This window comes from Actinomadura geliboluensis, assembly GCF_043197915.1.
Lineage (GTDB): Bacteria > Actinomycetota > Actinomycetes > Streptosporangiales > Streptosporangiaceae > Spirillospora > Spirillospora geliboluensis.
The window spans coordinates 347,140-360,799 of the sequence record NZ_JBICUA010000003.1; the positions used below are offsets into that span (position 1 = coordinate 347,140).

Below are 13,660 nucleotides of genomic sequence, written 5' to 3' on the forward strand. Positions count from 1 at the left end.
CCGCCGGTGAGCACCGCCGCGCAGGCGCCGCCCGGCGCCGGGGCCCGGCCCCGCGGCCGCGACCTCGCCGGATACGCCGCCGGGTCGCTCGGCATGGGCGTGTGGGTCACCGTCCCCGGCCTGCTGCTGCTGTACTTCATGACGCACACGCTCGGCGTGCCGCCCGCCCTCGCCGGGCTCACGCTGCTGCTGCCGAAGATCATCGACGCGGTCGCGCACCCGCTGTTCGGGACGCTGTCGGACCGGCAGGCGCGCCGCGCCGGGCACCGCCGCGGCATGCTGCGCTGGGGGCTGCTGCTCGCGGTCGCCTGGATCGGGCTGTTCTCGGTGCCGGGCGGCCTCTCCGGCTGGTCGGCGGCGCTGTGGGTCGGCTGCTTCTACATCGCCGGGAACGTGCTGTACGCGTGCTTCCAGGTGCCGTACCTGACGACGCCGTCCGACCTGCGGATCGGCTACCACGAGCGCACCCGCGTGTTCATGTACCGGATGCTGCTGCTCACCGTGGGCCTGCTCGGCGCCGGGGTCGCGGCCCCGGCGCTGGTATCGGCGGGCGGGCGCGGCGACTACGCGCGGATGGCGGTGCTGCTCGCCGGGGTGCTCGTCGCCACCGGCGCCGTCGCCGTCGTCTTCGTCCGCCGGCTCACCGACCGGTGCGGGTTCCGGGTCCCGGACGGGCAGGGCCACTCCGTCCTCGCCGACGTCCGGATCGCGTGGCGGGACCGCGAGTTCCGGGCGCTGGTGCTGTCCTACCTGTTCACCGGCATCACGACGCACCTGTTCCTCGCCGCGGTGCCGTTCTACACCGAGTACGTGCTGGACGACGAGGGCCTCACCGCCGTGCTCATGGGCGCCTTCCTCGTCCCGGCCGCGATCGCCGGGCCCGTCTGGACGCGGGTGTCGCGGCGGACCGGCAAGCAGCGCGCGCTGCTGCTGTGCCAGGGCGCGTTCGTCCTCGGGCCGCTCGCCCTGTGGCCCGGCGACATGCTGGGGCTGCCGGCCACCGCCGCCGTCATCGCCGTGCTCGGCGTCGCCTTCGCCGGCCTCCAGCTCTTCGCGTTCTCGATGGTCCCGGACGTGGTGGCCGCCGCCGAGTCGCGCGGGACGGCGCGCGCCGGCGCCTACACCGGCGTCTGGACGGCGACCGACGCGACCGGTACCGCCATCGGCCCGTACGTGTACTCCGCCGCCCTCGCGCTCGGCGGCTTCGTCTCCACCACCGAGGGCCGCGCCGTCGCCCAGCCGGACTCGGCGCTGCTGGCCCTCCTCATCGGCGTGACCGTCGTCCCCGCCGCGCTGATGGCGGTCGCCGTGGTGTTCCAGCGCCGCTTCTCCCTCGACCGCGCGCACGCGGACGCGCCCGAGCCGGCGCCGTAGCCCCGCCCGTCAGGACCACTCAGCGCCCGTCAGGACCACTCCGCCTTCGCGAGGATCTTGTCGAGGCCCGGGGTGTCCCACTCGTCCAGGATGAGGAGCCGGGGCTGCGCCAGGTACCAGTACCGCTGGACGAAGGACGGCCCGGCGGGCTGGAACTGCCTGGCGCCGGTCAGGAAGAGGCACCGGAGGCGCCATTCGCGGTACTGGGCCTGCCGCGACCCGACGGCGGCGGTCGCGGAGCGGGCGGGCCGCTCCCGGTCGGCCTCGGTGCCGATGCCGTTGAGGTCGCCCCGGCGCGGGCAGGTGCGGAACGCCTCGGTCTCCGGCCCCCAGGGGCGGTTCAGGGCGAACCTGCTCCAGCCGGTCTCGGTGTCGTTCGCCCACGGCTCGCCGATGACCAGGAATCCGGGGCAGTTGTTCTGGTAGATCCGGGCGTCGCGCCCCTCGGGCGGGGGACCCCCGATCGTCCGCGGGGAGCACGGGCCGGGGGTGCTCACCCAGTAGTTGCCCTGGGGCCTGCCCGGCAGGTTCGTCAGCTCGGTGCGCCGCCATCCCACCGGGACCGTGACCGAGAACCCGCCGAACGACATCTTTTGCCCGGACGGCGTCGGAGTGGCCGCGGCGGCGGAGGTGGTGTCGCGGTCGGGGCGCGTCGCGGCGTAGACGCCGGCACCGGCGGCGGCGCTGCCGGCGATCGCGGCGCCGGCGATCGCGACGCCCGCCTTGCCGCCGACCGCGGACAGGAACCCGCCCGACCCGGACGCCGCACCGCCCGTGCCGGCGGCTCCGGCCGTACCGGCAGCCCCCGCAGTTCCGGCGGCCCCGGCCGTGCCCGCGCTCGCCGCCCCGGCGGTGGCCGCTCCCGCCCCCGCCGGGACCAGCCCGGCCGCGGCGAGCGGGAACAGGGCGGCGAGGGCCGCCGCGGCGACGGCCAGGGCGCGCACGCCGCGCTGCTCCCAGTCCCGCCCGTACGACTCGACGGCGATGCGGTCGAGTTCGGCCACGAACTGCGCCGCGCCCGGCGGGCGGTAGGCGGGGTCCTTGGCCATCCCCTGGAGCACGAGGGTGCGCAGCGGCTCGGGGACGTCGTCCGCCGGGACGGGCGCGGCGGCGTGCTGGCCCATCAGCGCCGCCCGGTCGTCGGCGCGGTAGGGCCGCTCGCCGGTCACGCACTCGTAGAAGACGCAGGTCGCGGCGTAGACGTCGGTGGCCGGGGTGGCGGGTTCGCCGCGCCACTGCTCGGGCGCCATGTACACCGGGGTGCCGGACCGGTCGCCCTCGCCCGTCCACACGGCGATGCCGAAGTCGATGAGCTTGCTGAGCCCGTCCGCGCGGACGACGACGTTGGCGGGCTTGTAGTCGCGGTGGACGACCCCGGCCGCGTGCGCGGCGGCCAGCCCGCGCAGCGAGCCCTTCAGCACCAGCAGGGCCGCCTCCGGTCCGAGGGCGCCGTGCTCGGCGAGCACCCGCTTCAGCGAGACGCCCTCGACCGCCTCCATGATGAGCGCCGTGCCGTGCTCGTGCTCCACGAGCCGGTAGAGCCGCGCGACGTGCGGGTCGTCGACCCGGCCGAGCATCTGCGCCTCGTGGCGGAACGCGTCCTTGGCGGACGGGTCGGCGCCGGCGGGCAGGTACTTGATCGCGACGGGGGTGCCGGTCCGGGCGTGCCGGGCCAGCGCCACCCGGCCCTGCGCCCCGCGGCCGAGCTCGCGCACCTCGTCGAACTCCGAAACGCGCCATTGCGCCACGAGGCACCTCTTTCCAGTCCGTCCCTGATCGTTCCAGTCATGTGACGCAGCGGAACAGGGGATGGTTGGTCACTCTTTCGACACGAGGATGCCACGCGCGGTGAAGGCCACGTCGGGGTCCGGATGCGTGCGCAGGACGCGCAGGACGTCCCGCCATTCGGGCGGCCAGCCCGCGCGCGGTCCGTGCCGTCCGGCGAGCGCGCATGCGAACAGGCCGCCCGCCGGGTCGCCGCGCCCGGCGAGCCGCTCCGCGTGCGGGTGCAGCCCGGCGGGGTCCGGGAGCCCGGCGCGCGGGCCGTCCGCGAGGGCCTCGGCCACCCGCTGGACGGCGAGGACGGGGGCGCCCGCGCAGGAGTCGGCGAGCGCGTCCACGGCCGGGTCGTCCCAGTGCACGGTCGCGGCCGTCAGCTCCCGCACGAGCTGCGCGGGAAGCCGCTCCGTGACCGCCCGCAGGACGGGTCCCGCGCCGTCGCGGCGGTTCGCGGCGGCGCGCCGGAGCGCGTCGGCCAGCGCCGCCAGCCGCTGCTCGGCCGGGAGGTCCCGCTCGGGCTCGGCGTTCGCGGCGTCGCCGGCCTCCGCCAGCGTCGCGGCGGCGTCCGCGAGCGCGTCCGTTCCGGTGCCGCCCACCGCGCAGCCGACGAGCGTGAACAGCGCGGTGCGCCAGCGGCGCGTCTCGCCGAGGTCGGTGAGGACGGCCGCGAGCCGCGCGGGGATCTCCGGCGCCCACTGCGCCCACCGGCCCAGCGCCGCCAGCGCCGCGTCGGACGCCTCCGGGTCGGGGGAGCGCGCCACCCGCACGACGAGCGCGGCGTAGTCGGCGCGGAACGCGCCCTCGATCTCGTACGGCCACGCGCCGAGCACCTGGCGGGCGAGGTCGCGCGGCCCGGCCGCCGCCTCGGCGAGGATCCGCCGGGCGGCCGGGTCGGACATGTGCGCCCGGGCGGCGGACGCGATCGCCGCGCGCACGTCCCGGTGCTGGCCGGGGTCGTCCCAGGCGGCGGCGACGACGTCCAGCGCCTCCGGCACGCGGGTGCGCAGCAGGATCCGCAGCGCCTCCTTCCGCGCGGTGATCTTGCCGCCGGTGAGGACCGGGCGCAGCAGCGCCGCCAGCGCCGACGGCCGGACGAACCGCGCCGCGCGCCCGGCCGCGTAGACGGCCACGTGCGCGTCGTCGGACGAGGCGAGCGCGAGCAGGTCGGGCAGGACGTCCTGCGGGCGGGCGGTCCACGGCGCGGCGGTCAGCGCGGCCCGGCGCAGGCGGGCGTCGTCCGCCGCCAGGTACGGGCGGAGCCGCGCGGCGTCCACCCCCGGGACCTGCGCGATGGCCGCGACCGCGCGGGCCCGGTCGGCGTCCGGGAGCCGCGCGTCGCCCGCGACCCGGTCGAGGAGGCGCAGGTAGGCGGCGTGCTGCCGGGCCGTCCACCCGCGCGTCCAGCGCGGCTCCACCCACGGGACGTAGGTGACGCCGCCGCGCCGGAATCGCCCCTCGGGCGTGGACTCCGCCAGGACGAGGTGCAGCAGGTCGGTCCGCTCCGCCGCGATCGCCGCGAGCACCGGCGGGAGCCCGACCGTGGACGGGTCCCCGGCGACGACGCGCTCCACCCGCTCGCCGCGCGTCGCGGGCGGCTCCAGCCAGCCCGCGACGGCCTCGCGGATCACCCGGTCGTCGCGGGCGCCGAGGGCCTTCTCCAGCGCGTCCTGGAGCGCCGGGACGCCGTGGGCGCGGCGCCCGAGCGCCCGGACGAGCATCAGCGCGAGCCCGTGGTCGTCGCGGCGCGCGCCCTCGTCGAGCAGCGGGGCGAGCCGCTCGACGAGCCGGTGCTCCTGCCCGCGCCGCAGCACGCGGTCCAGCCGGCCGAGCGGGACGAGGGAGGAGCTGCCGATGACGCGCCTCAGCAACCCGATGCCGGCCGCCGTCAGCTCGGCGTCGTCGCGGATCGCGCCCTGCCGGAAGAACGCGGTGCCGAGCTGGACGAGCGTCAGGCGCGTCGCGTTGGAGCAGTCGCGGGCGTTCAGCGCGTCCTCGGCGAGCCGCTCGAAGGCCGGCGCGTGCTCGGCCCCCAGCGCCGCGCCGGGGACGGCCGCCAGCGCCCGCAGCGCGGCGACCCGCACCGGCTCCTGCTCGTTGCGCAGCCGCCCGAGGGAGTCCAGCAGCGCGGACAGCACGGCCGGGTCGCGTTCGCGCCCGGCGCACGCGACGAGCAGCGCGTACCCTGCCGCGCGTTCGTCGGCGTCGGGCCGCCGGGTCGGCTCCTCCAGGACGGGCCGGGCCTCCGCGAACGGCAGGTAGGCCGAGACGGCCTGCACCCGCTGCTGGTGCCCGGCGACCGCGCGCAGCCCCAGCATCCGGCGCGCCTCCCGGACCCGCACGGCGCGCGGCAGGACGTTCATGAGCGCGTCCCCGAGCTCGCGCGCCGCGAGGTCGACGCCGTCCATCGCGGCGTCGAACAGCGCGCCGCGCCGGGCCGGGGCCACCGCCGCCAGCAGCAGCCGCAGCGCGGGCTCGTCCTCCCGGACGGCGCGCGCGACCGCGGCGAGGCCGTCCCCGCCGGCGCGGGCGAGTCGGTCCCGCATGGACCGCCGCCGGATCAGCGAGGTGAGCATCGTCCGGGTGCCGTCCGCCAGCAGCAGCCGCAACGTCCGCTCCGGCTCGGCGTCCAGCAGCGCGCCGACCTGCGGCCGGAGCGCGTGCGGCAGCCCGGCCGCGTGCCAGTGGTCCTCCAGGAGGCCGAGCACCCGGCCGGGGTCGTGCCGCACCGCCGCCGCGACGCCCGGCCCGTTCCAATGCCACCAGCTGGAGCGCGCGCCCGGCGTCAGTGCGGCGAGGTCCCGTTCGGCCTGGTCCAGGAACGTCCCGGGGTGGGCGCCGCCCAGCGTGTGCGGGTTCGGGACGGCGTGCGCGAGCGGCCCGAGCCGCTCGGCCGCGCGCTCCGGGGTGCAGGCGGGCAGCAGCGCGGCGGCCTCGTCCGCGCCCCACCGCTCCAGGACCGGCCCGATGAGCGCGTCCGCGAGGTCGGCGCGGCGGTGCCGGCGCACCGCCCGGTACGTCGCGGACCTGACCGCCTGCGGGGCGTCCATGAGCCGCTCCGCGAGCGGTCCCGGCGCGGTCGCGTACCGCACCGCCAGCCGGGTCGCCCGCAGCGCGAGCACCGCGTCCGGGTCGCCGGTCGCCGCCACCAGGTGCGCGAGGGACGCCTCGTCCCGCACGGCGGACGCGATGGACAGCGCGGCCGACCGCTCGTAGTGGCCGCGCCCGCCGAGCTCGGCCAGCAGCGCGGCGAGCTCCGGCGCGCCTCGGGAGGCCCGCAGCGCCGCCAGGCGGCGGACGCGGGCGCGGTACGGGAGGGGCTCGATCTCGGCGAGCAGATCATCGGCGCGCATGACGCGCCATCGTGCCCGATCCCCCGCCCGGGTTCACTCGCTTTTCTGCTCTTCGGGCACGGGCCGGGAGGCGGTGATCTGGTCGGCGAGCATCCGGACGCGGGCCTCGTGCTCGTCGTAGCCGACGACGACCGGCGGCTCGTTGTAGGGCATCGTGTCGGACGAGCGGCGCAGCTTCACGTACTGGCCGCACGCGTCGATCGCGTACGGCTCCATGTCGTCCTGCAGCGCGCCGATCACCGTGATGCCGTGCGTCTCGCCGATCTTGCGGAACAGCGCGACGGCCTCCTTGCGGTGCTCCTTGCCGAGGTTGCGGCCCAGCTCGTCCAGCACGAGGACGAGCTGGCTACCAGCCCCCTGACGGGGGCCCGCCCCCGCCGGCCGCCCGCCGCCGGAGCTGGCGAGCGCCGCCGCGCACACCAGCTTGACGGCCTTCTCGTCCATCAGCGCGGTGTTGGCGCGCCGGTTGTAGGGGACGTACCGCTGGCCGTCCGAGCGCCGCCACTTCGGCGTGACCCGCCACCGCCACTCCTGCTCGGGGTCGCCCGGCTGCTCCGGCGTCGGGAACTCCAGCGTCGCGCCGTAGCCGCCGTAGCCGACGTCGAGCTTCTCGAACTCCTCCGCGACCCGCTGGAGGCGGGTGCGGATCGCGGCGGTCAGCGCGGTGCGGTGCGCCTCCGCCGCGCCCGCCGCCTCCGTCGCGCCCTTCTGCGCCTTGTCCAGGTCGGCGCGGCGCGCCGACAGCTGCACCTCGATCTGCCGCCGCTGGTGCCGCTCGTAGTCCTCCTGCCTGCGCAGATGCCCCTCCAGGGCCTGCGCGAGGCGGGCGAACGTGGCCTGCTCGCGGTCGGTGCGGCGGCCCTCGCCCTCGGCGCGCTCGCGCAGCAGGAACCGGATCTCCTCCGGCATGTCCTCGTCGGACGGGCCGTCCGGGAACACGCGGCGCAGCGCCTCCGACAGGTGCTTCTCGGCGGTGTGCCACCACTCGGCGGGCGTCCAGGTGGCCTCGTCGTCGTCGAGGCCCGAAAGCCATTCGGCGGCGGCGTCGCGGGAGCCGCCCCAGTCCTTCTCCAGCGCGTCCAGGCCGAGCGCGGCCCGCTTGTCGGCCAGCTCGGACGACGCCCTGCGGATCCCGTCGCGCTCCCTCTCGCGGGCCTCCTTGCGCCCGCGCAGCCGGTCGATCTCCAGCGCGCGCGTGTCGGCCTTCGCCTGGAGCCGCCGCAGCGTCTGCTCCGCCGACCCGAGCCGCGGGCCCAGCCGCGCCTCGCCGCCCGCCAGCTCCTCAAGGGTCTCGCGCAGTTCCGCCATGCGCTCGCGGACGTCGTCCAGCTCCTCCGCCGCGCGCGCGCCGCTCAGCCGCCGGCCGGCGAGCGCCACGTCGGCGGCGGCGTCGGCCGTGGCCTGCCGCGCGTCCTCCAGCGCCTCGGTCGCCGCCTCCAGCGCCGTCCGGGCCGCTTGGACGCGGGCCACGCGGCCGGTGACGGGCTCGGCGAAGCCGCCGATGACGACCGTGCCGGTGCCGTCGCCGTCGAGCGCGGCGAAGAACCGCCCCAGCCCCTGCTCGCAGCGCACGCCCTCGGGCAGCCCCTCGCCGCCCGCCGGGACGATCATGGAGCCGGGTAGCGCGGCGAGGGCCGCGACGGCGCCGTCCAGGTCGTCCGCCGCGACGACGACGGCCTCCCGGTACGGCCACAGCGCGGCCTCCCAGCGCTCCCGGACGTCCTCGGCCAGCTCGACCGCGTCCAGCAGGCCGACCGCCGCGATGCCCCCCGCCGCCAGCGCACGGATCTGCTCCGGGGCGCTGCTCTGCCCCGCCTCGGCCTCGGCCAGGGCGCGCTCCGCGCGCGCGACGGCGCCCTTGGCCATCCCGTACTCCTGCTGGGCCTCGTCGCGGCGCGCCTCGGCCTCCTTCAGCTCGGCGCGCGCGGTGTCGGCGTCCCGGCCGTCGGCCTCCCGCTGCCGCTCCTCCAGCGCCGACACCTGCCGGCGCAGGTCGTCCATGCGGCCCCGGGCGACGGCCTTGTCCGCGCTGAGCTTGTCGGCCTGCCCCTTCAGCTCGGCGAGCGCCGCCTGCGCCTCCTGGACCCGCGCGTCCAGCGCGCCGCCGGTGAGCTGCTCGATCTCCCGCTCCGCGGCCTTCGCCGCCTCCGCCAGCTCCGCGCCCTCCCGGCCCAGCCGCTCCTGCTCGGCGGCGTGCGCGGCGTCGGCCTCCGCCGCGTCCACCAGCAGCCGCGCCCGCCGCGTGCGCCAGTGCCGCAGCGCCGCCGCCACCTCGTCGCGCGCGCGGTCGTGCCGGTCGAACGTCTTCAGCAGGCTCGCCGCCTCCCGCTCCCACTCGGCGAGCCGCTCGGCAGCCTCCGCCGCCTTCGCGCGCTCCCGGTGCTCGTCGGCGCGGGACTTGCGCTCGGCCTCCAGCTCCCGGTCCAGCCCCGTCAGCGCCGCGATCGCGCTGAAGATGCGCTCCGGGCTGATCTCGTTCAGCGGCTGCGACAGCAGGTTCGTCGCGACCTTCGACCGCACCGACGTCGACAGGAACGACACGCACCGGACCTGCCCCCCGTACAGGACGCGGGTCAGGTCCTTCGCGACCAGGTCGCGGCGCCCCGCGCTGCGGGGAAGGCCCGCCCACAGCCGGTCGGCGAGCGCCACCCGGTCGGCCTCGGACGGCGCCGACGCCAGGTGCACGCCCTGCCGCCACCGGATCTCCAGGTGCGGCGCGTCCGCGTTGACCCGCAGCCACACCGTCACCGCCGGATCGTCCTCCACCGGCTCGGGGTGGTCGAAGACGCCGACGATGTACCCGTGGTCGGCGCTCGCCCACTGGCTGTCGCCCTGCGCCGCCAGCTCCGCGTTGAACAGCAGCTCCGCGACCGCCCGCGCACCCGACGCGAACCGCCACTGCTCGTCCCCGAGCAGCGCCGTGATGGCCGCGATGAACGACGACTTGCCCGCGCCGTTGGAGTCCTTCGGCCCCTGCCCGGCGACCACGATCAGCGTCCCCGGCACGGTCGGCACCGGATGCGTCGACAGCCGCGAGATGTTCACCGCCTGCACGGCCACGAGCGTCCGGTCGCCGACCACGTTCCCGGTGTCGCGCGCGGCCGCCGCCGGTGCGGCCATCATCGGTTCGGTCCCGGCCGTCATGTGCTCTCCCCCCGTCCCCGCCGCCGCGCCCGGATCGCCGCGGCGAGCGGCGAGTCCGGCCCGGCGGCCAAGATCAGCTCTTCCTGAAGCCGGCGGCGCGCGGCATCGGTCAGCCGGTGGAACTGCGCCCCCGGCACGAACCCGCCGGCGTCGTCCGGGCCCGCCTTCACCTGCGCCACCAGCCCCGCGAGCCGCAGCCGCCGCAGCGACGCCTCCAGTTCGGTGACCGGAAGCTGGGTGCGGCGGCGCAGCTCGTCCAGCGGCGTCGGATGCGGCGACAGCCACGAGTCGTCCGCCAGCAGCCCGGCCGCGCGCGGGATCGCCACCGAATGGATCAGCACCAGCGTCAGCACGGCCCGCTCCCGCACGCCCGGAACGCACGCGGGGTCGTCGGCGAGCGCCTGCGCGACCTCGTCCCGGTACCCGGAGATCCAGCGGGTCTGCTCCGACCGGATGAGCGTCCGCCCGTTCAGCGCGAGCATCTCCTCGACCGCCCGCCGCAGCGCCGGCTCCCGCAGCGCCGCGAACCGCACCTCCGCCACCGGCTCCGCCGCGTGCTCGACCGCCATGTACGCCGCCACGACCTCCGCGCGCCGCCGCTCGTCGAACGCCCGCAGCACACCCTCGAACAACCCGCTCATCCGTCGCCCTCCGGGGCGCCCGCGGGCTCCGCCGGTTCGTGGTCCGGAGGCTGCGGGAGACGGGGGAGGAGGTTGCGGAGGGACGCGAGGGAGGGCTCGGGCCACAGGGCGGTGCGGGGACCCGGGCGGACGGTTCCGGCGGCCTCGTCCAGGATCAGCCAGCCCGTGTCGGACAGGCGGCGCAGTTCGCCGGTGGCCCAGCGGCGCGCCAGGTCGGTGTCGCCGCGCGTCATGTTCGCGTAGACCTCCAGGACGTCCGCGACCGGGGCGGGGGAGCCTGGCCAGGGCGCGTCGTCCAACCGGGTCCAGCAGCAGCGCAGCGCGGCGGCCAGCACGCGGCGGGCCTGGCCCGAGCGGTCCAGCGGCATCGGCGCGGTCTCGTACTCCTCCAGCAGCGCGGGCGTCGCGCCGTCCGGCCATTCGGGGAGCAGCCACACGCGGTCGCCGTCCGCCGCGGCGACCACGCCCGGCGGCACGGGATCGGACGCGGCGACCGCCGGCCCGCCCAGCAGCCGGGCGCGGGCGCGGGCCAGCACGTGCGGGTCGACGGTCACGGGCCGGTCCTCTCGAACCAGCCCGGGGACACCCAGGTCGGGGAGCCGTCGGGACGCGCGGCCAGGCCGTCCGACCAGGCGAGCCGGTAGGGCAGCTCGGGATGCTGGTGCGCGGCGGCCAGGTCGGCGAGCACGCGGCGGGCCGTCGCCCAGTCGCGGGCGAGGACGTCCTGGACCGCGACCCGGTCCCGGCCGCGCAGGATCTGCTCGGCGACCTCGCGGAGCCGCTCGGCCGCCGCGGTGTCCGCGCCGGTGTCGCCCGACAGCCCCGAGTCGGGCACCGACGGGCGGGGCGGCGCCGGGCGCGGCGGCGTGGCGCGCGGGCCGTCCTCCACGGCCGCCACCACGGCCGCCGGCTCGTGCCAGGGCGCCGGCGCGTCGAACACGAACCCGTCCAGGACGGCCGCGAGCTCCTCCCGGGACGCCGTGCGCGTGAACGTCCGCCACGTCTCGGGCGGCAGCAGGGTGAGGTTCCGGGTGGTGCCCGCCGAGTCCGACAGGCGCGCGGCGGCGCGGCGGGACGCGTCGCCGTAGGCGTAGATGGCGGCGCGCAGGTCGGTGCACGTGCGGTCGAGCTGCGGCCACCGCCGCAGGATCGCGCCGTGCAGCCGCTCGGCGCGCAGCAGGATCTCCTCGGTGCCCCACAGCTTCGGCGCCTGCTCGCGCAGCTCCTCGATCGTCCCGTTCGTCAGCGTGACCAGCTCGACGCTCCACAGCCGGAACGCGCGCGCGAGACCGTCCGCGCCGTCCCGCGCCTGCTCGGGCGTCATCCGGGGGTCGGCCACGTTGAGCTGCTCCAGCGCGAGCAGCCGGTGCATCTCGCTCTGCCCGCCGTCCAGCATCATCCGGCGGACGAACATCAGCCCGACCACGCTCGTGAACGACGCCCGGTAGCGCAGCTGGTTCGGCTTCGGGAACACCTCCCGGACCGCCCCGAGCCCCTTCAGCACCCGCAGCCGGTTCTCGAACACCTCCGGCGGGTAGCGGCGGCACACGTACCGCATCTGCTCGCGGCTCAGCCCGTCCTCGCCCGCGTCGGCGAACGCGGCGAGCAGCGTCTCGGCGACGTCCACCAGCTCCGGGTCGTCGACGACCGCGCCGCTGTCGCGGGCCAGCGCCGCGAACATCTGCCGGTACACGCCCAGCACGGCCTCGCCGACCAGGACGTCGTCCAGGCTGGCCGCCGCGTTCTCGGAGGTGGGGGACACGGCGCACTACGGTACGGCCCCCGCGCCGCCAACGTGGAATCGAAGCCGCCGAACCCCCGCGCGCAGGCAGGTTCGGCGTACCGTCCGGGCCGGTGACGTGGCGGGCGGCATGGGAGGCCCCGGTCGGCTGATCGGGGCCTCCGGGGCGCGTCAGGCGGACGGGGCCGGGTGCGGGATGGACTTGTGCTCCAGGTAGGCCTGCAGCCCCTCCGGGCCCAGCTCGCGGCCCATGCCGCTGTTCTTGTAGCCGCCGAACGGGGTGTTCGGGTCGAGGGTGTACATGTTGACGCCGCAGCTGCCGGTGCGGATGCGGCGGGCGACCTCGACGCCGTGGGCGACGTCGGACGTCCAGACCGAGCCGCCGAGGCCGTAGTCGCTGTCGTTGGCGATGCGGACGGCGTCGTCCTCGTCCTCGTAGGGGATGAGGACGAGCACCGGCCCGAAGATCTCCTCGCGGGCGATGCGCATGTCGTTGCCGACGTCGCCGAACACGGTCGGGGCGACGTACCAGCCCCGGTCGTGCGGCCGGTTCAGCCCGCCGGTGATCAGCTTGGCGCCCTCGTCCTGGCCGATCCGGATGTAGTTCTCCACCCGCTCCTGCTGCCGCTTGGCGACCAGCGGCCCGATCTCGGTGCCGTAGTCGGCGGGGTCGCCGACGGCGAGCCCGCCGACCATGGTCGCGAGCGCGTCGGCGACCTCGTCGTAGCGGCGGCGGGACGCCAGGATGCGGGTCTGCGCGGCGCACGCCTCGCCGTTGTTCATCAGCGAGGCCAGTTTGAAGCCCTCGACGGTCGCGGCGAGGTCGGCGTCGTCCAGCACGATCGCGGCGGACTTGCCGCCGAGTTCGAGGGTGACGCGCTTGAGCTGCTCGCCGCACACCGCGCCGATCTTGCGGCCGGCGGCGGTGGAGCCGGTGAACGACACCTTGTCGACGTCGGGGTGCGCGACCAGGTAGGCGCCGACCTCGCGCCCGGCCGGGACGAAGTTCACCACGCCGTCCGGGATGCCCGCCTCCTTGATCCACTCGGCGAGCAGGTAGCTGTCGAGCGGCGTCTCCGGGGACGGCTTCGCGACCACCGTGCACCCGGCGATGAGCGCGGGCGCGAGCTTGAGCATCAGCGTGAACTGCGGGACGTTCCACGGCACGATCGCCGCGACCACGCCGACCGGCTCCTGGGTGACCGTGACCGGCCCGAGCATGCCCTGCCGCTCCTCCTCCCAGGTGTAGGCGGCGGCGAGGTCCACGTAGTACTGCAGGACCATCTGCGGGATGGCGGCCTGGCCGAACACCGAGAACATGATCGGCGAGCCCATCTGAGCGGTGCAGAGGTCGGCCATCTGCTGCTGCCGCTCGGCGTAGATCGCCGACAGCCGGCCGACGATCTCGGCGCGCTCGGCGGGCGTCATCCGCGGCCAGGGGCCCTCGTCGAAGGCGCGCCGCGCCGCCGCCACGGCCGCGTCGATGTCGCCCTCGGTGCCCTCGGGCACCCGCCCGATGACCTCCTCGGTGTGCGGGGAGATGACGTCGATCGTGGCGGTGCCGGCCGGGGCGGCCCACTCGCCGCCGATGAACAGCCGATCGTGCTCGCGCATGGTGCTGTGCCTCCCTG

General features: G+C 76.9%; 8 protein-coding genes. 1 reads left to right on the forward strand and 7 read right to left on the reverse strand.

Annotation, left to right across the window (positions count from 1 at the left end; all coding sequences use genetic code 11):
• The first annotated feature begins 6 nt into the window (after nucleotides 1–6).
• Entirely contained in the window at nucleotides 7–1,374 is a 1,368-nt protein-coding gene (locus tag ACGFI1_RS12090; RefSeq protein WP_386869821.1) for an MFS transporter, read from the forward strand.
• A gap of 29 nt (nucleotides 1,375–1,403) precedes the next feature.
• Here the strand turns inward: ACGFI1_RS12090 and ACGFI1_RS12095 are convergent, their stop codons facing one another.
• The 7 genes from ACGFI1_RS12095 to ACGFI1_RS12125 form a co-directional block, all read right to left on the reverse strand.
• Nucleotides 1,404–3,122: a serine/threonine-protein kinase gene (locus tag ACGFI1_RS12095; protein WP_392785014.1), complete on the reverse strand. Its 1,719-nt coding sequence runs from the start codon at nucleotides 3,120–3,122 to the stop codon at nucleotides 1,404–1,406.
• A gap of 69 nt (nucleotides 3,123–3,191) precedes the next feature.
• Nucleotides 3,192–6,503: a hypothetical protein gene (locus ACGFI1_RS12100; protein WP_392785015.1), complete on the reverse strand. Its 3,312-nt coding sequence runs from the start codon at nucleotides 6,501–6,503 to the stop codon at nucleotides 3,192–3,194.
• 33 nt (nucleotides 6,504–6,536) lie between these two features.
• The gene (locus tag ACGFI1_RS12105) at nucleotides 6,537–9,647 is read right to left on the reverse strand and encodes a chromosome partitioning protein ParA (RefSeq protein ID WP_392785017.1); all 3,111 of its coding nucleotides are present in this window, start codon (nucleotides 9,645–9,647) and stop codon (nucleotides 6,537–6,539) included.
• On the reverse strand, nucleotides 9,644–10,288 hold the full coding sequence (locus ACGFI1_RS12110) for a DprA-like winged helix domain-containing protein (RefSeq protein ID WP_392785019.1): 645 nt from the start codon (nucleotides 10,286–10,288) through the stop codon (nucleotides 9,644–9,646). The genes ACGFI1_RS12105 and ACGFI1_RS12110 overlap by 4 nt, the downstream gene beginning before the upstream one ends.
• A complete protein-coding gene (locus tag ACGFI1_RS12115; RefSeq protein ID WP_301178075.1) occupies nucleotides 10,285–10,842 on the reverse strand; it encodes a hypothetical protein in 558 nt (185 codons plus the stop codon). Before ACGFI1_RS12115 ends, ACGFI1_RS12110 begins: the two co-directional genes overlap by 4 nt.
• Nucleotides 10,839–12,050 (reverse strand): hypothetical protein, encoded by a 1,212-nt coding sequence (locus tag ACGFI1_RS12120; RefSeq protein WP_364554025.1) that lies wholly within the window; start codon nucleotides 12,048–12,050, stop codon nucleotides 10,839–10,841. Before ACGFI1_RS12120 ends, ACGFI1_RS12115 begins: the two co-directional genes overlap by 4 nt.
• Before the next feature lie 150 nt (nucleotides 12,051–12,200).
• On the reverse strand, nucleotides 12,201–13,643 hold the full coding sequence (locus ACGFI1_RS12125; protein WP_364554023.1) for an aldehyde dehydrogenase: 1,443 nt from the start codon (nucleotides 13,641–13,643) through the stop codon (nucleotides 12,201–12,203).
• Nucleotides 13,644–13,660 lie beyond the last annotated feature (17 nt).

Bases quoted from the DNA above. Each gene is read 5' to 3' on its own strand.
- ACGFI1_RS12125 (WP_364554023.1), bottom strand. From the start codon at position 13,643: ATGCGCGAGCACGATCGGCTGTTCATCGGCGGCGAGTGGGCCGCCCCG.
- ACGFI1_RS12110 (WP_392785019.1), bottom strand. From the start codon at position 10,288: ATGAGCGGGTTGTTCGAGGGTGTGCTGCGGGCGTTCGACGAGCGGCGG.
- ACGFI1_RS12105 (WP_392785017.1), bottom strand. From the start codon at position 9,647: ATGACGGCCGGGACCGAACCGATGATGGCCGCACCGGCGGCGGCCGCG.
- ACGFI1_RS12100 (WP_392785015.1), bottom strand. From the start codon at position 6,503: ATGCGCGCCGATGATCTGCTCGCCGAGATCGAGCCCCTCCCGTACCGC.